This is a genomic window from Streptomyces sp. NPDC093018, assembly GCF_040684035.1.
GTDB lineage: Bacteria > Actinomycetota > Actinomycetes > Streptomycetales > Streptomycetaceae > Streptomyces > Streptomyces murinus.
Genome location: NZ_JBFBFF010000018.1, coordinates 108,242 through 130,895, shown reverse-complemented (window position 1 = coordinate 130,895; position 22,654 = coordinate 108,242). Strand labels below are relative to the sequence as shown.

The window sequence follows — 22,654 nt, the reverse complement described above, 5'->3', positions numbered from 1 at the left end:
GCAGGTCGCCGTTGTCCAAGCCCGGCGGCCGGCCGGGACTGCGGGGTGCACGGTGGTCAGTGCCGGGTGGCGGCCTGCTTCTTGCGCGTGCCGGCCCCGTAGCCGTAGCCGTAGCCGCAGTCGTAGCCGGGCTTGTCGCAGTCCTCGCCCTTGCCGACCTTGATGGTGACGGTGCAGGCCCGGGTGGTGGTGCAGCTGCCGCCGGGTGCGGTGGGGACCGCGTTGTTGACCAGGCTGCGGTCGCCGGCGTCGGGGGTGTCGACCGTGACCTTGTAGGTGACGGTGGCGGTGGCGCCGGGTGCCAGGGTGCCGGTCCAGGTCAGCGTGTTCCCGGTGACGGTCGCGGTGCCGGTGGTGGAGGTGACCGAGCCAGGGACGAGGGTGGCGTCGTCCAGGACATTGCTGAGGTCGTCGGTGAAGTCCCCGCTCGCGGCGGTGGTGCCGGTGTTCTTGACGGTGACCTGATAGGTGACGGTGTCGCCCTCGTTGACGTTGCCGGTCGGCGTTGCCTTCTTGGCGATGGTGTAGGCGGGGGCGGCACAGGTGCCGGAGTCCTGGGTGGAGGTGGCGCCGTAGAAGCCGCGGCCGGTGGCCTCGATGGTCGTCACCGGCAGCGCCGCGGTGGACGCGGTGGTGGGCAGGCTGTTGAGCAGGTTGATGTCGCCGTTGGAGGCGAAGGCGTAGACCTGCCCGGCGGACTTGGCCGCGCCGAAGGTCTGGGGGACGGTGCCGATCTGGATGACGGTGTTGTCGGGGCGGATCCTGAACACCGGGGACGGGCTGGTGGCATCCGGCGTGCCGAAGGCGAGGATGTCGCCGTCGTCCAGGGTGATGAAGTCGCCGGCCGAGACGATGCCGGCCGGGAAGGAGGCGGGGAACAGTGTGGAGACGCCCGTGGCGGGGTCGATCAGGAAGATCTGGCTGCTGTCGAACGAGCCCGCGATCAGCATCCCGTCCGCTCGGGAGGTCAGGCCGTTGACAGCGGTCGTCGGGGGAACGGCCGCCAGCGGGCCGGTGATCGGTGTGGCCGCCGTCTCCGCCCCGGTGACCGGGTCGATCGTGTAGAGCGTGGCCGAGCCCGCGGTGCCGGGGAAGTCGACCCCGTACAGCGTCGATCCGTTCGGGCTGAAGGCGATGTCGCCGTAGTCGCGGACCAGGGGGGCGGTGCTGAGGGTGTTGCCCGTGTCGTCGTACTGGATGAGCTCCCGGTCGCTGCCGCCGGTGTTCGCCCACAGCGGCGTGGGCGGGCAGACCGCGCGTGCCTGCGAGACATCTGAACCTGCCGTGGTCGCGCTCGCGTGCGCGAGCCCCGCAGGGCCCGTGACGGCCAGGACGAGGCCGATCGCCGCGCTCGTCAGCACCCGCGGCAGGGCGGGTCGGCGGTAGTTCAGCATGTGGTTCCTCACTTGTTCCGCCTCCCGCGGGAGCGCGGATCGTGCCGTGCCGCTGGCCCGGAGATCAGCGGCGGCCGTCCGGGTCACCAGGCCCGGTCTGGACGCCTGTCAAGATGCCCTCGCGGCCCGGGAGCCACCGTGCGCCGCATCCGCAATCCCTCCGTCCGGACCATGGCCGCCACCCGGACGGACCGGTCGGCGCCCCGTCCATGGCCCGCCCGAGACGGTGGTACGCGCTGCGCGGCTCTGCTGTCTTCTTCGTGGCCGGTGGGCTCGGCTCCGTCCCGTACGTGGCGACTGCCTGTCGTCGGGATGGGATGCCATGGGGCGGGTTGCTGCCCGCGGCTCAGGGCGATCGTGTGCGTGACGCTCAGCTCCCTGTTCCCGGGGCGGCGGCGACGCCGAGTCTCCTTGTCCGCTCGAACGAAGCCGTCAAGCTACGGCGGGAAGCCGTGAGTCGGCATGGTGGCTGGACGCACAGCCGACCCGATAACTATGTCGCCCCGCCACATGTGCACCCGACGTACGCCTTCCTACGGTGTGCCGACACGTCCCCCTCCCCACCGCACACCAGGAAGTGGCGCACATGGCCGCAGGAAACACCGCTCCCCCGCCCTCCACCGGGCTCGGCAGGATCGTCGCCGCCAGTCTCATCGGCACCACCATCGAGTGGTACGACTACTTTCTCTACGGCTCCGCCGCCGCGCTCGTGTTCGGGCGGGTGTTCTTCCCGGAGTCGGATCCGCTGACCGGGACGCTGCTGTCGTTCCTCACGTACGCGATCGGGTTCGTGGCCCGGCCCGTCGGTGCGGTGGTCTTTGGGCACTACGGTGACCGGCTCGGGCGCAAGAAGCTCCTGGTGATCAGTCTGCTGATGATGGGGCTGTCCACCGCGCTGATCGGCTGTGTGCCCGGATATCACACGATCGGGGTCGCGGCTCCCCTGTTGTTGACCACTCTGCGGCTGATCCAGGGCTTCGCGCTCGGCGGTGAGTGGGGCGGGGCGGTGCTGCTGGTGTCCGAGCACGGGGACGCGAGGCGGCGCGGGTTCTGGGCGTCCTGGCCGCAGGGCGGTGCGCCGGCCGGCAATCTGGTCGCCGTCGGGGTGCTGTCCCTGATGACCACCGTGCTCAGCGACGACGCGTTCGACTCCTGGGGCTGGCGGGTGCCGTTCCTGCTCTCCGCCGTACTGGTCATGATCGGCCTGTGGATCCGGCTGTCCGTCGATGAATCCCCGCTGTTCAAGGAGGCGTTGGCCGCGGCCGAGCGGCGCAAGGCCGAGCAGCGGGCCGAACGGCCGCCGCTGGTCGCCGTGGTGCGCGACCACTGGCGGGACATCCTGGTCGCGATGGGCGCCCGGATGGCCGAGAACATCTCCTACTACGTGATCACCGCCTTCGTCCTCACGTACTGCGTCGAGCACCTCAAGGTGGACAAGCAGACGTCCCTGAACGCGGTACTGATCGGCTCCGCCGTGCAGTTCTGTCTGATCCCGCTGTTCGGCGCCCTCTCCGACCGGGTCGGGCGCAAGCCCGTCTACCTGGTGGGCGCGGTCGGTGTGGGCCTGTGGTCCTGGGCCTTCTTCGCGCTGCTCGACACCAGGTCGTTCCCCGCGCTGGTGCTGGCCGTGACCGTCGGGCTGATCTTCCACAGCGCCATGTACGCACCCCAAGCCGCTTTCTTCTCCGAGCTGTTCGCGACCCGGATGCGTTATACTGGCGCGTCCATCGGGGCCCAGCTCTCCTCGGTGGCGGCCGGTGCTCCCGCCCCGCTGATCGCCACCGCGCTGCTCGGTTCCTACGGGAACTCCACTCCGATCTCGGTGTACGTCGGCCTGGCCGCGCTGATCACTGTCGTCGCCGTCCTCGCCGCCCGCGAGACGCGCGGCAGGGATCTGGCCGCGATCGCACCGGAGGACGGGGCCGCGGCACGGACCGCCGCGGACCGGCGGACGGCCGCCTCCACCTGAGCACCACCGGTCCGCCCAAGGGCGCGGCCCGTCCGTCCGACGGCCGCGTCCGCCCCGAAACGGCCCGGCACCGCTCCCGGGCCGTCCGAGCCCGCTCGCCGTCCGCCCCTCACGTGCCCCCGACTTCCCCACGGTTGCCCCATGTCGCACAGACCCGCCTCCGCCGCCCCGCATCTGCGTCGGCTGTTCGAACTCCTCGCCGCGGGCGCCCCGGCCGAAGAACTCGGCGCCGTCGTCGCCGAGGCGCGCCGCGCCGGTGTCGACGCCGAGGACCTCGCGGAGGTGGCAGGGGCGACCGAGGCGGCGTTGCGGGTGCGGAACACGCTGCGGCAGCACCGGCGCCGGGAGACGGAGCTGACCGCGCTCTTCGACACCGCGGGCGACCTGGCGGCGCTGCGCGACCTCGACGCCGTACTGCGCTCCATCGTGCGCCGGGCCAGGATGCTCCTGGGCACCGACACGGCGTACCTCACGCTGGCCGACGAGGAGGCCGGGGACACTTACATGCGGGTCACCGACGGCTCGGTGTCGGAGCTGTTCCAGAATCTGCGCCTGCAACTGGGCGAGGGGCTCGGCGGGTTGGTCGCGCAGACCGCCCGCCCTTACGCTTCCCCGGACTACCGCGCGGACGGCCGCTTCCTGCACACCGGCAGCATCGACGCCGGGGTCCTCGACGAGGGCCTGGTGGCGATCCTCGGGGTGCCGCTGCTGCTGGGGTCGGGCAGCGGCGGTCAGGTCATCGGGGCGCTCTTCGCCGCGGACCGTACGCCCCGGACCTTCGCCCCCGAGGAGGTCGCCCTACTGTGCTCGCTGGCCGACCACGCCGCCATCGCCATCGACACCGCCCGGACGATGGCCGACGCACGGCTCGCGCTGGCCGAACTGGCCGAGGCCAACGCCGTGATCCGGGAGCACTCCGCCGCCATGCAGCGGGCCGCGGAGTCCCATGACCGGCTCACCGATCTGGTGCTGCGCGGCGGAGACGTGTCGGACGTGGCCGCCGCCGTGGCCGGTCTGCTGAAGGGCGAGGTCGCGGTCCACGACGGCGCCGGGTGGCCGCTCACCGCGACCGGCGGGCACGGCGGCGGATGCACGGACGGTACGCAGGACCCGGCCGGTGCCGAGAAGGCGGCCGGTGGCCAGGAGGCGGCCGGAGCCGGGGAGGCGGCCGATGCCAAGGAGACGGCCGGTGCCGAGGAGGCGGCCGGTGCCGAGGAGGCGGCCGCGCTGGTCGCGGCGGCGGAGAGCTCGCGCGCGACGGCCCACGCGGTCTTCCGGGACGGGCGCTGGGTCTGCGCCGTACTGGCGGGGCAGGAACTGCTGGGCTGTCTCGTCCTGTACGGGCGGCCGGAGCTCGACGACCCCGACCGGCGGCTGTTCGAGCGGAGCAGCGTCGTCACCTCGCTGCTGCTCCTGCTGCGGCGTTCGGTCGCGGAGACCGAGAACCGGGTCCGCGGCGATCTCATCACCGATCTGCTTACCGCGCCCGACCGCGATTCGGCCGGCCTGGTGGCGCGCGGCCGGCGGCTCGGCATCGACCTCGATCGTCCGCACTTCCTGCTGGTCGCCCACGCCGGTGACGCGGCCCGGGAGCGGCTCGCCGACGCGGCGGTGCAGTACCTGTTCGGGTGCGGCGGCGTCAGCGCGGTCCACGAGGGCGCGGCCGTACTGCTGCTGCCTTGCGACGGCACCGGTCCCGGTGCGGCGGCCCGTGCCGCCGCCGGGCAGCTCGGACGGCTGGCCGGGGTGCCGGTCACGGTTGCCGGTGCCGGTCCTGCGGCCGGGCCGCGGGCGATCGCCGACGCGCATGCCGAGGGCGCCCGCTGTCTGCGGGCCATGCATGTGCTCGGCCGGGACGGGGGCGGCGCCTGCGCCGCCGAACTCGGCTTCGTGGGCGTGCTGTTGGGCGACGACCACGACGTGGACGGTTTCGTCGCCGCCACCCTGGGGCCCCTGCTGGAGTACGACGCCCGGCGCGGCACCCAGCTGGTCCGCACCCTGCGCGCCTACTTCGGCAGCGGCGGCAGCCTCACCCGGGCGAAGGAGGAACTGCACGTCCATGTGAACACGGTCGTGCAGCGCCTGGACCGCATCCACGCCCTTCTCGGCCCCGGCTGGAACACCCCCGAGCAGACCCTGGAACTCCAACTCGCCCTGCGTCTGCATCTGTTGTCCGGCGGGTGACCGGCCCGTTCGCCGAGGCGCTGGTCGGCCCAGGTGTAAAGGATGCCGCCGAGCGCGGCCAGGGTGCCGGCCAGGACGAAGGCGATCAGCATGAAGCCGTACGGGCGCCCGCTCTGAAGCCCTGCTCGTACTCCTACGAGGCGAGCGGGGGCGCCGACGGCGACGGCGGGGGTGAGTGCGCGAAGGGATCTGCTGCGGAAGGTGTCGGGGACGCCGGAAGGCATGACGGGCCGCTCCTGACGGGGTGTCGCCCGTCCGCCGCGCGGGTCCCGCCGCGCCGGTGCGGGGCGGCGGCCGCGTGCGCGGGGACGGGAGCGCGGTGCCTGGTTGCCGGAACCCCAGGAGCGGCGGGCGGCGGGCGGCATGTCGCCGGACACCGCTCTTCGGGGCGCGGTCATGGCAGGGGCACACATGCCGGTCCGCCCCGGGGGCGAGCGCGGCGGCGTGGGGGCCGTCCGTGTGCATACAGTGTGGGCAGGTGCTTCGGCCGGCAGGCACCACGGTGTTGTCACTCATTCGGGATGCGACCGCCTCGCGCGGGTCGCGTCGGACAAGGAGGCCGGCCGGTGACCGCGGACCAGCAAACGCCCGTCGAACACGGGGAAGCCGTACCCGGCGGCGCGGCGGAGAACCGACCGGACGACCTGGACGGCCTTCTCGATGAGCGGAACCAGCGGCTGGCGCACGCCGGTGTCGCGCGCGCCGAGGATCTCCTCCTCTCCCGCTACCGGCTCTCGTCCCGGGAGGACGCCTTCGATCTGCTGCGCCGTACCTCCCAGCGGTTCAACGTCAAGCTGCACACGCTCGCCGATGTCGCGGTCCACGCGCCGGCCCCGGCGCGCAACGCCCCTGGCTGGATGCCGCGTCGGCCGCGCGGCGCCGCGCCCGCGCTGCCCGCCCTGCGCGGCGAGGGGCAGCCGGTGGGCCAGGGTGCGGTCCTCACGGCCGCCCTGCACCGTGCCCTGCACATCACCGGCGCCGAGATGGGCAATGTGCAGCTGGTGGAGAACGGGATGCTGCGGATGGAGAAGCACACCGGGCTCAACAAGCGGTTCACCGACTACTTCACCTTCGTCGAGGACTCGACCACCTCGTGCGCGCGGGCCGCCGAGGAGATGCGCCAGGTGACGGTCAAGGACGTCGCCGCCTGCGACACCTTCGACGAGGGTTCCCGGCAGGCGATCCTGCAGACCGGCAGCCGCGCCTGCCACAGTGTTCCGCTGGTCAGTCCGAAGGGGGCCGTGGTCGGCATGATCTCCTCCCACCACGAGGGGACTCTCGGCGGCCTCACCGACGCCCAGTTGAACGCCCTGCACGAGCTCGGCGGCCAGGTCGCGCGCTGGCTGATCTGGCACCGGGGCACCGTCGCCGGCGCCCTCGACCATCTCCACGCCCTCGCCACCAGCCGCCGCTGACCGGTCGCCGAGGTGTCGGACGGGGTCCCCGGGGCATCGGCGGAATATGGATGCACGGTCATGGGCCCGGTCGTGGGCCCGTTCATGGGCGCCGAGGGGGCGCGGCGAGGTGCGCCGGGCCGCGGACGGTACGGCGATGGCGGTGGCGGCCCGGTCCGGCTTCGCCGCTCGTGGGCTGATCCACGTCCTGGTGGGCGTCATCGCGCTGCGGATCGCCTTCGGTGGCGACGGCGGCCGGCAGCAGGCCGACCGGGGCGGCGCGCTGGAGGAGCTGGCCGATCGGCCGCTCGGGGTGGCGATGCTGTGGGCCGTCGGTGCCGCGCTCGCCGGTATGGCGCTGTGGCGGCTGTCGGAGGTGGTGTTCGGCGGGGCGGGGCCGGGGGCGGGCAAGCCGTCGAAGCGGATAGGGGCGGCGGCCCAGTGCGTCTTCTACGTCTTCCTTTCGTTCTCGGTGCTGGCCTACGCGGTCGGCTCCCGGGGCAGCGGCAGCGGCTCCTCCGACCGGAGCACGCGGGATGTCACCGCGACGGCCCTGCGGTGGCCGGGCGGGCAGTGGCTCGTGGGCATCGGCGGCGCCGCCGTGGTGGTCATCGGTGTGTGGATGTCGGTCCGGGCGCTGCGCAAGGAGTTCCGCAAGGACCTGCGGATCGACGCCATGTCGACCGTGGCGAGGCGGATCACGGACTTCTTCGGTGTGGTCGGCGGCACGGCGCAGGGTGTCGTCTTCGCGGTGGCGGGCGGGTTCGCCGTCGTCGCGGCCGCCCGGCACCGGCCCGGTGAGGCGAAGGGCGTGGACGACACACTGCGTTCCTTCCGCGATCTACCGGCCGGACCCTGGCTGCTCGCCCTCGTCGCGCTGGGCCTGGCGGCGTTCGGGGTCTTCTCCTGGTGCAGCGCGCGGTGGCAGCGGCTGTGACCGGGCGGCGGGCCCGGCCGTGGCGGGCGGCTCAGTCGGCGGTCACGGACGTGCGGGTCTCCACAGAAGTGCGGGCCGCTGCGGAAGCGGGCGTCTGCGGGCGGTTGTCGGCGCGTTGGCGGCACCGCGGTGCGGGGCGCCGGGTCCGCGCGCACGGCCGGTCCGCTCCCTCTCCCCCTCCGATGTCCCCGCTGACCCCGCTGACCCCGCTGTCCGCGAGGGCGAGCCGGACGGTGATCCGCTTGCCCGGTGGCTCGGCCCGCATCTCGAACGACTCGGCGACGGCCAGGACGATCTCCAGCCCGTGCTGCCCCACCCGGCGGGGTTCGGCGGTCCGGACCACCGGAGGAAGGGGAACGGTGTCCAGCACCGAGACCTCGATCCGGGGGTCTTCCGTCCGGGCACCGGTGATCCGCAGCTCCATGCGGATCGGACCCGGGGCGTACTTGCACGCGTTGGTGACCATTTCGCTGACGACGAGCCGCGTGAGGTCGAGGGCGCGCGCGGAGACGGCGACGCCGTGTTCGGTCCGGGCGCGGGTCAGGAACCGTGCCGCCCGGTGCCGTGCCGCGGCGATGCATCCGAGGTCTCCGTCGAACTCCGCGACGGCGGCCATCGGTTCGGCGGGCACGGGCCGTCGGCCGCCGGTACGGGACCGGGGCGCCGTGCGGATCGTTGGCGCTGCGTTCACGTGGCCGCCCATACCCCGAGCCCCGCACTCCATGCCTCGCAGATCCTGCGGTGTTTCTCACGTGGTGGCCCGGAGCCCCCGCGGGCTCAGTTCCTTCGGCGGGCCAGCGCGATGCCACCGGCGCCGATCGCACAGGCGATGCCCGCCACCAGGTACGCCAGGTGGTAGCCGCTGAGCCGGTCGCCGCTGGTCGCGGCGAGGAGGACCAGGGCGGCGACGCCCGCACTGGAGCCGATCTGCTGGGCGACGACGTTCACCGCACCGGCGACCGCGTGCTGCTTCGGGGGGACGTCGGAGAGGCCGGCGGTGGTCATGGCGGGGAAGTTCAGACCCTGGCCGAACCCGCTGATCACCAGGCCGGGCAGTACATGCAGCAGATAGGAGCCGTGCGCCGGGGTGGTGATCCACAGGGCCGTGCCGGCACCGATCAGGAGCAGGCCGGTGACCATCAGGGCGCGCGGGCCGTACCTGGCCAGCAGACGTCCGGTGGCGAAGTTGGCCGTGAGGAAGACGGTCAGGGACATCGGGACCAGGGAGAGGCCGGATTCGACCGGTGAGTAGCCCAGCATGCCCTGGAGATACAGCGGCGCGAAGAAGACGATCGCGACCGACGCCGTGTACTGGAGGAACGCCGCCGCGGTGGCCAGCCGTACCGAGGACATCCGGAAGAGGGACAGCGGCAACAGCGGGTCGGGGGTGCGGAGTTCGTGTACGGCGAAGAGCACCAGGAAGACGACCGCCGCGGCGATGAGCGCCCAGGCCCACACCCCGCCGAGGCTCACGCCGATGACGAGCAGCGCGAGCCCGAGGGTGCCGGATATCGCGCCCGCCATGTCCAGCGGGACCCTGGTGCCCGCCCCGTCGGGCAGTCCGGACCGGGTGATCGCGAGCACGATCGCGCCGAGGGCCACCGAGAACCACAGCACCGACCGCCAGCCGAGGAACTCGGTCAGTACGCCGCCCAGCAGCATCCCGCCGCTGAAGCTGGCCGCGCCGACCGCCGCGTACACGCCGAGCGCCCGGCCCCGGCTCGGGCCCTCCGGGAACACCTCGGTCAGCAGGGCGAGCGCCGCCGGTCCTGACAGGGCCGCGCCGATGCCCTGGACCGCCCGCGCGCCGAGCAGCACCGCGCCGTCCGGCGCCAGCGCCCCGACCAGCGCGGCCAGTGTGAACAGCGCGACGCCGGCCTCGAAGACCCGGCGCCTGCCGAACACATCGGCCAACCGCCCGCCCACCAGCAGGAATCCGGCGAAGGTGACGGAGTAGGCCGTCATGACCCACTGGAGCGTGGTGTCGCGCAGATCGAAGCGCGCTCCGACGGAGGGCAGGGCCGCGTTCAGTACGGCCATGCCGCTGAGATCCAGCGCGAGTGCCCCGGCCAGCACCCCGAGCGCGAGGCCCGGCCGCTGCGACAAGGCCCGCCCCTGTGCTGATGTGTTGAGCATCGCGGTGCTGCTTCCTCTCCCCGGGACACGAACCCCCTAAGACGATCACCGCGCCCCACCCAGGTCAATCGCCCGTATTCCAAGTGGCTTGAAACAAGGCTCAGTTCATACGGTCCGGCCCTCGCGCAAGTCGGCGAACCAGCCACCCGGGAGTGAAATCTTGCCAGTGCGGGTTCCGGCCAGCAGGCACTCTTGCCCCACCAATCACCGGATGGCAGGCTGACATTCGCCGATCGGGGTGAGCACCTCGTCAAGCGGTCCGTCCGGGGTAAAGCGGACCGTGACTCCCGTCGGCGGTGGCCGTGCGGGCGAGGGGTTTCGCGTGTGCGTCGCCACAGTCAACGCAACTGACCGTGAGCTGATTCTGTCGGGATGACTCAACGAGGGCGGTTCAGTGCAGTCATGGTTCAGTGCAGTCATTCGGGTATTCGGCGGCACCGCCTTTGTCCAGGGGGCCGCACGATCCGTCGAGCGTGAGCCGGTAGCCGTCCGCTGACCACGGACGCTCGATCGCTCGGACATTCCTCCAACTCCTTCTTCATCAGCACCTCTTGGTTGCTTTCGCGTGTGTGGTGACGCGCCGGAGTACCCGGCGCGGCCGAACGAACCTCTGTGTCCGTAAACCATCTCCCGCTTTCGGGCCGGCGACCGGCCCATTCCATCCGCCTTGCCGAGGAGGCGAAATGCCCCAAGAGCGCGGGGCGCGCGATGTGCGCGCCGTCACAGATTTTCTGCTTTCTCGCTTCGTCGAGCTGCTGGACGTTTCCAGGGACGCGGTGGATCGCTGGGCGCCGATGCACCAGTACGGTCTGGATTCGGCCAAGGCGGCCACGCTCGCCGCCGCGTTGTCCGCATTCCTCGGCCGACCGGTTCCGGTCACCTGGATGTGGCAATATCCGACCGTCGACGAGCTGTCCCGGGCACTGGTCGAGGGCCCGCCCGCCACGCCGGAGGCGGCCGCCCCCGGCCGGGACCGCCGTGGGCCCTCGTACGAGCCCGTCGCGATCGTGGGCATCGGCTGCCGGTTCCCCGGTGGTCCCGATCCCGCCGCGTTCTGGCGGCTGCTGGCCGAGGGGCGCGATGCCGTGGGGCCGGTACCGGCCGCGCGGCGCGAGCTGCTGGGCGACTCGGTGCGCTGGGGCGGTTTCATCGACGGCATCGACCGGTTCGACCCGCTGTTCTTCGGCATCTCGCCCAGGGAAGCCGTCCAGATGGACCCGCAGCAGCGGCTGATCCTGGAACTGGCCTGGGAGGCGCTGGAGGACGCGGGTGTGCCGCCGCTCGGCCTGGTCGGCAGCGACACCGGTGTGTTCATGGCGTCCTGCTGGGGCGACTACGCGGCACTCGCGCACTACCGGGGCCCCGACAGCCGGATCACCCCGCACACCGCGACCGGAATGCACGACGGCATCATCGCCAACCGCGTCTCCTACGTCCTCGGTCTCCAGGGCCCGAGCATGGCCATCGACGCCGCCTGTGCCGGATCGCTGGTCTCGGTGCATCTGGGCTGCCAGTCGATCTGGATGGGCGAGAGCGAGCTGGTGCTCGCCGGTGGCGTGAATCTGAGCTTCGTCTCCGACTACTACACGGCGATGGACCAGATGGGCGCGCTCGCCCCGGACGGCCGCTGCAAGAGCTTCGACGCGCGCGCCGACGGCTATGTCCGCGGCGAGGGCGCCGGGGTCGTCGTACTGGCCCCGCTCAGTGTGGCGCTGGAGCGCGAGCTGCCGGTGTACTGCGTGATCAAGGGCAGTTCGGCCAATAACGACGGGCTGAGCAACGGCATGACGGCGCCCAATCCGCAGGCGCAGGAGCTGATGCTGCGCACCGCGTACCGGCGGGCCGGGATCGCACCGTCCCTCGTGGACTACATCGAGTGCCATGGCTCCGCGACGCCGCTCGGCGACCCGATCGAGGCCAATGCCATCGGCGCGGTCCTGGGCGGTGACCGGCCGGCGCCGCTGCGGCTCGGGTCCGTCAAGTCCAATGTCGGACATCTGGAGGCGGCGGCCGGGATCGTTGGCCTGGTCAAACTGGCGCTGTCGATCCGCAACGGGGTGCTGCCTGCGAGCCTGCACTACACCGCGCCGAACCCGCAGATCCTCTTCGACGAGTACGGGCTCACCGTGCAGGACCGGCTGACCGCGTGGCCGCGCCGCTCCGACGCGCGCCGCGGGGGCGTCAGCTCGTTCGGGTTCGGCGGCGCGATCTGCCATGTCGCCGTCGAGGAACTGCCGCGCCCCGAGGGCAGACTCCTGCTGCTGGCCGAGGACTCCCCCGAGGCGCTGGCGGAGCGGGCCCGGACTCTGCGGGACGAGCATGATCTGCGGGAGGTCTGCGGGCGGGCGCCCGGCGAGGGAAGGTTCCGGCTCGCGGCCGCCGCCCGTGACATGGGTGAACTCCGCTCCCAGCTGGACGCGTTCGCGGCCGGTACGACGGCCTCGGGGCTCAGCGCCGGGGAGGCGGGCGGACGCAGGCCGCGGGTGGCGTTCCTGTTCTCCGGCAACGGCTCCCAATGGGTGGGCATGGGAAGGCAGTTGCTCGCCGGGATGCCCGTGTTCCGGCGGTCCATGATGCGCTCCGACCGGCGGCTGCGGGAGCTGCTTGGCTTCTCCCCGGTCGATCAACTCCTCGCGCCCGACGGCCGCCTGGACGACATGGACGTCTTCCAGCCGCTGCTGTTCTGCCTCCAGGTCGCGCTGGCCGACGCCTGGCACTCGCTGGGGGTGGCGCCGGATGTCGTCGTGGGCCAGAGCGTCGGCGAGTTCGCCGCCTCGCACATCGCCGGGGCGCTCGACTTCGAGGACGCCGCGCGGCTGGCCGCCTGCCACGGCCGGCTGCTCCAGCAGCTGGCCGTCGGCCGCGGCGAAGGGATCGTGGTCACGACCGACGCGGCCGCCGTCCAGCCGTATCTGACCGGGCAGCTCACCGTGTCCGGCCACAACGGCCCGGACTCCACGCTGGTCACCGGCACCCCGCAGGAGATCGACACGCTCGTCCAGCGGCTGACCGAGGAGGGGATCACGACCCATCGGGTACGGATGGGCCACGCACCCCACTCGCCCCTGGTCGACCACGTCCTCGCCCCGCTGCGGGCCGAACTCGACGGCATCAGGCCCCGCACGACCCGCGTCCCGATGATCTCGACGGTCACCGGCGAACGCGTCGACGGCGCGGAACTCGGGCCCGGCTACTGGGCGGACAACCTGCGCCACGAGATCCAGGTGGTCAAGGCCCTGACGGCGCTGCGCGAGTACGACATCGACGCGGTGGTCGAGCTGTCCCCGCACCCGCTCCTGCTCAAGGCCGCCTCGCAGCTCCTGGACGCCCCCACCCTGCCCTCGCTGCGGCGCGGCGCCGACGAGGCCCAGACCCTGCTGGGTTCGCTCGGCGCGCTGTACACCGCAGGACACCCGGTGACGGCGTCCCCGTTCCTCACGGGTGACAGGGGACGCCACGTCGGACCGGGTCAGGGCGCCGCCGCGGAGGACGAGGCCCTGCGTCTCGTGCCGGTGTCCGCGCACTCGGCGGCCGCGCTGGCCGACACCTGCCGTGCGCTGTCCAACCATGTCGAACGCGACGCGGGCCTGCGGGTGTCCGACCTCGCCTACACCCTCTCGACCCGGCGCACCCATCAGAACCACCGGGTGGCGCTGCTCGCCCGCAGCCGCCAGGACGTGCTGGACGGGCTCGCCCGGGTCGCCGCCGGGCGACCGCACCCCGGGGTCGTCACCGGCACGGTCTCCGGCAACGCCGACCGGCGGGTGGCACTGGTCTTCTCCGGTGGGGGCACCCAATGGGTCGGCATGGGGCGGGAGTTGCTGCGCACGCACACCGGGTTCCGCACCTGGATGCACGCCTGCGACACCGCGGTGCGCGCGGCCGGTGGCTGCTCGGTGCTCGAACAGCTCGACGCCCCGCAGGGCGAGGCCCGGTTCGAGGAGATGGACTTCCAGCAGCCGGTCCTGTTCGCCCTCCAGGTGTCGCTGGCGCGGGTCTGGCTGGGGCTCGGCATCCGCCCGGCCGCCGTCGTCGGGCACAGCCTGGGCGAGGTCGCGGCCGCGTGTGTCGCGGGGGCGCTGTCGCTGGAGGACGCCGCGCGTGTCGTCGTGGCGCGATCGCATCTGCTCGAACGCGAGGCGGCCCCCGGCGCCATGATCTCGGTGGACCTGCCGGAGCAGGAGCTGGTGCCATGGCTCGCGCCGTACGCCGAGCACGCGGCCGTCGCCGTGGTCAACAGCCCCACCAGTACGGCGGTTTCGGGCTCGCCGCAGGCGGTGCGCGCCCTGGAGGCGGATCTGCGGGCGGCCGGGATCTCGACCAGGAACATCCGGGTCGAGCGGCCGGTGCACAGCCCCGGCATGGATCCGCTGACCGGGCCGCTGCGTGAACGCATCGACGGCATCAGCCCGTTGACCGGGAGCATCGACTTCCACTCCACGGCGCTTGCCGGGGCGGTGAACCCGGTCGTGGACGTCGGCTACTGGGTGCACAACCTGCGCGATCAGGTCCGGTTCGCCGAGACGATCGGCGCGCTGGTCGAGGACGGCATCGGCACCTTCGTGGAGATCGGCCCGCACGAGACGCTGCGCGGCGCGGTCGAGGAGATCGCGCTGACCCGGGGCGCCCGGGTGCATGCGGTCAACTCCCTGCGACGCGGCGAGAGCGACCTGCGCTGTCTGCTGGAGGCGGCCGCGTCGCTGCACGTCAGGGGCGTGCCCTTGACCTTCGACACGCTGTTCGCGGATGACGTCGAGGTCGTGGAGACCCCGCTGGTGCAGTGGCAGAAGGAGCGCTACTGGCTGGATGCGGCGCCGCGCGTCGACGGCACCTTGGCGTCCACGGTCGTGCAGGCCCCGCCGACTGTGCCGTCCGCGTCGGCTGTGCCGTCCGCGTCGGCCACGTCGTCCGTGGCGGTGGCGGAGGCCGTGGCCGAGCCGGTGGGTGCGGCCGTCGCGGGCAGGTCGGTGCAAGAGCTGGTCCTCGCTGAGATCGCCGATGTGCTGGGCGTGCCGGAGGACCGGTTCGACGCGGGGTCGAGCCTGCGGGACTTCGGGCTCGACTCGATGCTGGCGATCCGGCTGGTCAACCGGGTGCAGTCGCTGTTCGGGCAGCGGGTGTCGCCCGTGGTGTTCCTGGACGGGCGGACCGTCTCCGAGATCGTCGGCCATCTCGGTGAGGTGGTCGGCGGGGAGAGCGCGGGGACGGGCGGGAGTGCGGCGGCCGGGGCGGCGCCGGTCGCCCTGGAGCCGTCCGCGCGGGCCCCGCACGCAGCGGCCCCGCCCGCGCCGGCCTCCCCCACCCAGGCCCCGCCCGCCACCCCACTGCCCGCACCCGCCTCACCCTCACCCGTCTCCACCCCCGCCCCCGCCCCCGTCGCCTCCTCGAACCCACCCCACCGCACCCCTCTCGACGCCCTCTGCGAACTGGACGCCGAGGAACTCCTGGACGAGCTCGCCGCCCGCGGTCTGCTCGACCCCACCGACGCCCCCGCTCTTGATCAACTCCGCGCCGAGGGGCTCGGGTTCGAGCTGGCCCCGGCGTCGCACGGCCAGGCCTCGCTGTGGTTCATGCAGCAGATCGACCCGGACGCCGTGCCGTACAACTTCATGGTGGCCGCCCGGGTCCGGGCCGAGGTCGACGCACCGGCCCTGGAGCGTGCCGTGGCGGCCGTGCTGCGGCGGCATCCCGCGCTGCGCACGATCTTCGTGGAGGCGGGCGGCAGCCCGTACCAGGTCATCCTCGACGAACCGGAGTACGAGTTCCTGGTCACGGACAGCACCCACCTGGACGACGAGCAGGCCCGCGAGGAACTCGCCGTGTACGGCCATCTGCCGCTGGACCTGGACAACGGGCCGCTGGTGCGGGTCGTCCTGATGAGGCGCGGCCCGGCCGACCACTATCTGCTGGTCCTCGTGCACCACATCGCCTCGGACGCGGCGTCGGCCGATGTGATGATCCGCGAACTCCAGGCTTTCTACGAGGGCGTTGATCCGGCGGCCGCTGAACCGGTCGCGCCGTACACGGAGTTCGTGGAGTGGGAGCGGCAGTGGCTGGCCGGTCCGGCGGCCGAGGCGGCACTGGACTGGTGGTCGCGGCGGCTCGCCGATCCGCCCGCCCACCTCGATCTGTCCCCCGTCGAGCGCCCGCCCGGCGTCACCTACGAGGGCCGCGACCTCACCTTCCGCTGGAGCGCCGAAGAGACGCGGACACTGCGGGAGTTCGCGGTGCGCGAGGGGGTGTCGATCAGTACCGTGGTGCTGGCCGGTTTCTTCGCGACGCTCAACCGCGCGGCCGGCGTCGAGGACTCCGTCCTTGCCACCGCCATCGCCCAGCGCGCGGAATCCGGCTGGGAGTCCGCCATCGGCTACTACCTGAACACGGTCCTGGTGCGGGCGAAACCGGCCGGTGACCGCGGCTTCCGGGAGCTGCTGCGCGAGGTGCACGCGTTCTCGCTCGGCCTGCTGGAGCACATGAACTATCCGCTCGACCTGCTGGCGTCCGAACTGAAGCCGCCGCGGGCCGAGGGCCGCTCGCCATGGTTCGACGTCGTCCTCAACTGGCTTTCCTCGGACGCCTTTCCGCGTTCCGTGAAGCTCTTCCACGGCATCGGCGACACCATCGCACCCGAGGGCGCCCTGCCCCTGGAGCCGCTGCCCGTACGCAGGCACCTCGCCAAGTTCGACCTGGAGATCTCGATGGCGGAGATCGGCGGCGAGGTCGTCGGCCACGTCCAGTACAAGCCGAGCTATCTGGAGAGGCGGACCGTGACGGCACTGCTCGCGCTCTACCGCACCGTGCTCTTCGACTCGATCGCCCACCCCGACCTGGCACTCGACGCCATCGCGCCGGGTGGCCGGGCCAAGGAGACGGACCAGTGACCCAGACCCTGCACACCAGGTTCATCGAACAGGCCGGGAAGAGCCCGGACGCCACCGCTGTCCACTCCGACACCGGGGCGCTGACCTACCGCGAACTGGACGAGCTGTCAGAGGAGTTGGCCCAGCGGCTCATCGCCGAGGGCGCCGGACCCGGGGTCCCGGTCGGCGTCTGCGTCGAGCGCACGCCCGGCCTGCTCGTCGCCGTCCTGGCCGTCCTGCGCGCCGGCTCCTGCTATGTGCCGCTGGACCCGAGGTACCCGGCCGAGCGGCTGGAGTTCATGGTCCGGGACAGCGGCACGAATCTGCTGCTGACCACGCCCGCGTCCCGGGAGAACTGCCCGGCGGGCCCGACCCTGGTGGTGCTGGACGGGGCCGTGACGACCGAGCCCGGCGAGAAGCCCGTACCGGTCGTACCCGCCGACACCGCCTACGTGATCTACACCTCGGGCTCCACGGGGAAGCCCAAGGGCGTGGCGATCCGGCACAGCGGCTGCGCGGCCATGCTGTCCGCCTGGGACCAGGTCCTCGGCGACCGCGACCTCGGCGGAGTCTGCGCGGCCAGCTCGATCTGCTTCGACATGTCCGTGATGGAGATCTTCCCCGCGCTGAGCCGGGGCGGCGCCCTCGTGCTCGTGGAGAGCACCGTCCATCTGCCCGAGAGCCCGCACGCCGACAAGGTCACCCTGCTGCACGCCATCCCGTCGGTGACGAACGCCCTCCTGGACGCCGGCGGGCTGCCGCCGAACCTGAGCACGGTCGTGTTCGGCGGCGAGCCGCTGCGGCGCAAGCTGGTGGACCGGGTGTACGCGGAGACGGGCGCGGAGGTCTTCAACGCCTACGGCCCCACCGAGGGCACCGTCTTCTGCACGCTGGGCCCGGTGCCGAGGGAGGGGACCGGCGAGCCCACGATCGGCGCGGCGGCGGCCGGTGCCCGGCTCCATGTGCTGGACGAGGACCGGGGGCCGGTGCCGGACGGTGTCCCCGGGGAGCTGTACCTCGGCGGGGCGGGCGTCGCCCACGGCTATCTCAACCGGCCGGAGACCACCGCCGAACGGTTCGTGCCGGACCCGTTCGCAGGCGGGCTCATGTACCGCACCGGCGATGTCGTCGTACGCACCGACAGCGGTGAACTGGAGTTCGTCGGCCGCACCGACAACCAGGTCAAGGTGCGCGGCCATCGCATCGAGCTGGAGGAGGTCGAGTCCCGGCTGACCGGCTGCCCCGAGGTACGCGAGGCCGCGGCCGTCGTACACGGGCGCAGGCTCGTCGGCTACGTCGTGACCGAGGGCGGGCCCCGGGGCGGCGCCCGGCTGGACGCCGAACTCCAGGCCACCATCACCGGCAAGCTGGCCGCCGAACTGCCCGAGTACATGGTGCCGGGGGCGATCGTGGTCCTGGACGAACTGCCGCTGACGCCGGGCGGGAAGCTCGACCGCGCCGCGCTGCCCGAGCCACCGGCCGCCGAGGGCGGGCCCGTGACGGCCGCCGGTACGCCGACGGAGGTGGCGCTCTCCGAGATCTGGGGCCAGTTGCTCGGCCTGGAACCGGCCGGCATCGATGTGCGGGCCGCCTTCTACGACCTCGGCGGCGACTCGCTCCTGCTGGTGCGGCTGGCCCGGCTGATGACCCGGCGCTTCGACCGCCGCGTCCGGGTGCCCGACCTCTTCCGCTTCCGAGACATCCACTCGCTGGGCCGCTGGCTCGACGAGGACGGCGACGCCACCCCCGAGGTGGTCGAGTCGGCCCGCCGACGGGCCGCCGTACGCCGTGCCGCGCTGCGCGGCCGCGCCTCCTCCACCGGTAACTGAGCGTTCCCCCAACCCACTTGAGCAGGAGCCTCTCATGTCCGAAAGTCCCGAGCAGGACTACGACCCGGGCGACGTGGCCGTCATCGGCATCTCGTGCAAGGCGCCCGGCGCCCGCACCAAGGAACAGTTCTGGGACAACCTGGTGCACGGCCGGGAGTCCGTGCGGTTCTTGGAGAAGGACGAGATCAAGGTCGACGAGACTTTGATCAACAACCCGTACTACGTGCGGGCCTGCGGCACCCTCGACGGGTACGACGCGTTCGATCCGTCGGTGTTCGGCATCAGCGACCGGATGGCGGCCGCGATGACCCCGGAGAACCGGCTGTTCGTGGAGAGCGCCTGGGAGGCGCTGGAGGACGGCGGCTACGACCCCGACCGGGTGCCGGGCGAGATGGGCATCTACGGCGCCAACAACCCGCAGACGGCGGCCCTTTACGGCACTCCGCCGGACCGGGTGTCGGTCGGTCCCGAGGCGATCGAGCACGGTCTGGCGTGGTCGCCGGACACCATGACGTCCAACGCGCTGTACTACATCGGGCTGACCGGCGAGGCCGTCACCGTCACCACCGCGTGCGCCGGATTCCACTACGCGGTGCATCTGGCCTGCCAGTCACTGCTGTTGGGGCAGACCGACATGGCGATCGCGGGCGGCGCGATGGTCCGGCTGCCGCACCCGCGCGGTCATCTGTGGGAGGAGGGCCGGATCCTGTCCCGGGACGGCCATTGCCGCCCGTTCGACGCGGCCGGCACCGGCGCCGCGCTGTCCAGCGGTGTCGTCACCATGCTGCTCAAGCCGCTCGCCCAGGCCGTCGCCGACCGCGACCACGTCTACGCCGTGGTCAAGGGCTCGGCCATCAACAACAACGGGGTCAGCGCGATGGCCTACGGGCTGGCGCAGCCCGAGCGGCTCAGCGCGTGCATCGCGGCCGCCATGCAGGTCGGCGGCGTCAGCCCGGACACGGTGTCCATGTACGAGGCCAACGGACTCGGGCTGCCGATCACCGACCAGCTCGAAGTGCACGCCGTGAACATGGCGTTCGGCAAGCAGACCGGCACCTGCTCGATCGGCGGGGTCAAGGGCAACGTCGGGCACGGCGGGGTGGTGGCGGGCGGCTTCGGCGCCATGAAGGCCACGATGGCGCTGTACCACCGGACGCTGGCGCCGACGATCAACCTGACCGAGCCCGACCCGGAGATCGACTTTCCGAGCACCCCGTTCGTGCCCCAACTGGAGTCCGCGGACTGGGAGCCGGAGGCCGGCATCCGGCGCGCCGGGATCACCGCGATCGGGGGCGGCGGCTACAACGGGCACCTGGTGCTCGAAGAGGCGCCGACGCTCGCCGAGCGCGCCCCCGAGGCCGTCGGCAGGCCGCGCCTGGCCACCCTGTCCGCCCTGGACGACGACGCGCTCGCCCGGCAGCGCGCCCGGCTGCGGGACCGGCTGCTGGCCGACCCCGGTCTGCGGCTCGACGATGTGTGCTTCAGCCTCAACCTGGGCCGCCGGACGATGGACCGCCGGTGGGCGGCCGTGGTCCGCAGCCGCGAGGAGCTGATCGAGGCGCTGGCCGCCGACTCCGCGGGCGGCCCGGCCGTCACGACCGGTGCCGCCCCTCAGGTGGACGTCGACGCCCTCCCGCAGGGCGACCACGGGATCGTCCCGGCCGCGCCGGACGACGACCGGGCGCTGGCCGCGCTCGCCGCCGCCTGGGTGAACGGGCGGCGGGTGGACTTCCGTCCGCTGCACAAGGGGGAGGCGAGCCATCGCGTGCCGCTGCCCACCTACCCGTTCCGGCCGCGCCGGTTCTGGCGCACCGAATGGTGACCGCGGGCGCCCCGGCGCCGGCCACCGTGGACCTGGGCGACCCGGACACCTTCGCGGACCATGACCTCGACGGGTTCTGGCGCACCCTGCGGGAGACCGCGCCGGTGTACTGGAACCCGCCGGTGGGCGGCCGCCGCGGGTTCTGGGTGCTGTCCCGGTACGACGACATCATGGCCGCCTACCGTGACGATCTGAACCTCACCTCCGAGCGCGGCAATGTGCTGGTCACGCTGCTTGGCGGGGGTGACGCCGGGGCGGGGCGGATGCTGGCCGTGACCGACGGGCACCGCCACCACGAGCTGCGCAAGATCCTCCAGCGGGTGCTCTCGCCGAGGGTGCTCAGCGAGGTCGCGGCGGCGGTGCGGGCCAACACCCGGCGGCTGATCCGCGCGGCGGTCGAGGCGGGCGGCTGCGACTTCGCCGCGGAGATCGCGAGCCGTATCCCGATGACCACGATCTCCAATCTGCTCGGCGTGCCCGAGCAGGACCGCGACTATCTGCTCGCCCAGACCAAGGCCGCGCTGTCGGCCGACACCGAGGACGTCGACGAGACCGACTCCGAGATGGCCCGCAACGAGATCCTGCTGTACTTCATGGACATGGTCGAGGAGCGGCGGGCGACGCCGGGTGACGATGTGATCAGCATGCTGGTCGCGAGCTCCGTCGACGGGGTGCCGCTGTCCGACGAGGACATCGTGCTCAACTGCTACAGCCTGATCATCGGCGGCGACGAGACCAGCAGGCTGACGATGATCGACGGTGTGCACACCCTCGCGGCGCGGCCCGAGCAGTGGCGGCGGCTCAAGGACGGCGAGGTCGCGATCGACACCGCCGTGGACGAGGTGCTGCGCTGGGCCTCCCCGACCATGCACTTCGGGCGCACCGTGGTCCGTGAGACCGAGGTGCACGGCGTACGGCTGCGTCCCGGCGAGATCGTCACGCTCTGGCACGCCTCCGGCAACCGGGACGAGCGGGTCTTCGCGCGGCCCGGGGAGTTCGACCTCGGCCGCTCCCCCAACAAGCATCTGGCCTTCGGCTACGGCCCGCACTTCTGCCTCGGCTCCTATCTGGCCAAGGTGGAGATCACCGAACTGCTCCTGGCGCTACGAGACTTCACCGACGGTTTCGAGCAGACCGGCGAGGCGCTGCGCATCCGGTCGAACTTCCTGACCGGGTTCTCCACGCTGCCGGTGCGCTTGCGGCCCGACCCCCGCTCGATGAAAGAGGCGGCAACCCAGTGAACATCTACCTTTCGGGACAGGGGGCGTTCGCGGTCCAGGTCGCGGACGCCCTGGGCGAGGAGGGCCACCGGATCGCGGGCGTGGCCGCCCCCCGGCTGCGCAAGGGGCACTCCGACGAGGACAACGCGCTGTCCTGGGACCGGCTGCGCGCGTGGGCGTACCCGAGGAGCGTCCCCTGGACGGACTCGGCGGAACTGCGCGCGATGCATGTCCCCGACGGGGTGGACCTCATCGTCGCCGCCCACTCGCACGCCTTCATCGGCCGCGCGACCCGCGCCCGCGCCGCCGTCGCGGCCATCGGCTACCACCCGAGCCTGCTGCCGCTGCACCGCGGCCGGGACGCGATCCGGTGGACGATCCGCGACGGCGACAAGGTGACCGGCGGCAGCGTCTACCACCTCACCGAACGCACCGACGGCGGCCCCATCGCCGCCCAGGAACATCTGTTCGTACCCCCGGGCTCGACCCCCGAGACCCTGTGGCGCGAACACCTCGCCCCCCTCGGTGTGCGCCTGCTGGTCCGCGTGGTCACCGACCTCGCCAAGGGCCGCCGCGTCGAGGTCGCCCAGGACGACGAACTGGCCACCTGGGAGCCCGCCATGGGCGCGCCCCCGCTCTTCAAACCCGAACTCATCGCCCTGCCGGGCTCGGAAGCCGTGGACGGCAGCAGATGGGCGCTGCACGGGGAGTGAAGTGGGGCCCTGCATGGTGGAACGGGTGCTGGGCAGGGGCGGGATGGGGGTCGTGTGAGGAATCCTGGGATATATGCCACCGCTTCCTCCCGGCCCCGGGCCGGTCGTTAGCGTGAGGCGGGTGACTCGACAGAGGACTCCGAGGATTTCTCGGACAGAGGTATCCCATCGCTTACGAGCCCGGCCGGCCGCCCTG

The 22,654-nt window shown here is 72.5% G+C and carries 12 protein-coding genes; 9 read left to right on the top strand and 3 right to left on the bottom strand.

Annotated features, from left to right (window positions below; translation table 11 throughout):
* Nucleotides 1-56: 56 nt before the first annotated feature.
* Complete coding sequence (locus AB0N90_RS31125; protein ID WP_365202258.1) at nt 57-1,394, bottom strand: isopeptide-forming domain-containing fimbrial protein; 1,338 nt, start codon at nt 1,392-1,394, stop codon at nt 57-59.
* 586 nt (nt 1,395-1,980) lie between these two features.
* Here AB0N90_RS31125 and AB0N90_RS31120 point away from each other — a divergent pair.
* The 4 genes from AB0N90_RS31120 (at nt 1,981) to AB0N90_RS31105 (ending at nt 7,878) form a co-directional block, all read left to right on the top strand.
* The gene (locus AB0N90_RS31120) at nt 1,981-3,363 is read left to right on the top strand and encodes an MFS transporter (protein ID WP_365202256.1); all 1,383 of its coding nucleotides are present in this window, start codon (nt 1,981-1,983) and stop codon (nt 3,361-3,363) included.
* 141 nt (nt 3,364-3,504) lie between these two features.
* The gene (locus AB0N90_RS31115) at nt 3,505-5,547 is read left to right on the top strand and encodes a GAF domain-containing protein (RefSeq protein WP_365202254.1); all 2,043 of its coding nucleotides are present in this window, start codon (nt 3,505-3,507) and stop codon (nt 5,545-5,547) included.
* Nucleotides 5,548-6,113: 566 nt separating this feature from the next.
* Nucleotides 6,114-6,962, top strand: a complete 849-nt coding sequence (locus tag AB0N90_RS31110; protein WP_365202252.1) for an ANTAR domain-containing protein — start codon at nt 6,114-6,116, stop codon at nt 6,960-6,962.
* A gap of 136 nt (nt 6,963-7,098) precedes the next feature.
* Complete coding sequence (locus tag AB0N90_RS31105; RefSeq protein WP_365202250.1) at nt 7,099-7,878, top strand: DUF1206 domain-containing protein; 780 nt, start codon at nt 7,099-7,101, stop codon at nt 7,876-7,878.
* Nucleotides 7,879-7,909: 31 nt separating this feature from the next.
* Here the strand turns inward: AB0N90_RS31105 and AB0N90_RS31100 are convergent, their stop codons facing one another.
* Both AB0N90_RS31100 and AB0N90_RS31095 read right to left on the bottom strand, forming a co-directional pair.
* Entirely contained in the window at nt 7,910-8,569 is a 660-nt protein-coding gene (locus AB0N90_RS31100; protein WP_365202248.1) for an ATP-binding protein, read from the bottom strand.
* Nucleotides 8,570-8,655: 86 nt separating this feature from the next.
* Nucleotides 8,656-10,014: an MFS transporter gene (locus AB0N90_RS31095; protein ID WP_365202247.1), complete on the bottom strand. Its 1,359-nt coding sequence runs from the start codon at nt 10,012-10,014 to the stop codon at nt 8,656-8,658.
* Between the two features lie 683 nt (nt 10,015-10,697).
* Here AB0N90_RS31095 and AB0N90_RS31090 point away from each other — a divergent pair.
* Genes AB0N90_RS31090 through AB0N90_RS31070 form a run of 5 tightly spaced genes read left to right on the top strand, consistent with a single transcriptional unit; the run spans nt 10,698 to nt 22,458 of the window.
* On the top strand, nt 10,698-16,895 hold the full coding sequence (locus tag AB0N90_RS31090; RefSeq protein WP_365202245.1) for an acyltransferase domain-containing protein: 6,198 nt from the start codon (nt 10,698-10,700) through the stop codon (nt 16,893-16,895).
* Nucleotides 16,892-18,703: a non-ribosomal peptide synthetase gene (locus tag AB0N90_RS31085; RefSeq protein WP_365202243.1), complete on the top strand. Its 1,812-nt coding sequence runs from the start codon at nt 16,892-16,894 to the stop codon at nt 18,701-18,703. The genes AB0N90_RS31090 and AB0N90_RS31085 overlap by 4 nt, the downstream gene beginning before the upstream one ends.
* Nucleotides 18,704-18,737: 34 nt before the next feature.
* Nucleotides 18,738-20,525 carry a type I polyketide synthase gene (locus AB0N90_RS31080; protein WP_365202241.1) on the top strand — a complete coding sequence of 596 codons (1,788 nt, stop codon included), beginning with the start codon at nt 18,738-18,740 and terminating at the stop codon, nt 20,523-20,525.
* A complete protein-coding gene (locus AB0N90_RS31075; protein WP_365202239.1) occupies nt 20,519-21,766 on the top strand; it encodes a cytochrome P450 in 1,248 nt (415 codons plus the stop codon). Before AB0N90_RS31080 ends, AB0N90_RS31075 begins: the two co-directional genes overlap by 7 nt.
* Complete coding sequence (locus AB0N90_RS31070; RefSeq protein ID WP_365202237.1) at nt 21,763-22,458, top strand: formyltransferase family protein; 696 nt, start codon at nt 21,763-21,765, stop codon at nt 22,456-22,458. Before AB0N90_RS31075 ends, AB0N90_RS31070 begins: the two co-directional genes overlap by 4 nt.
* The last annotated feature ends 196 nt before the right edge of the window (nt 22,459-22,654 follow it).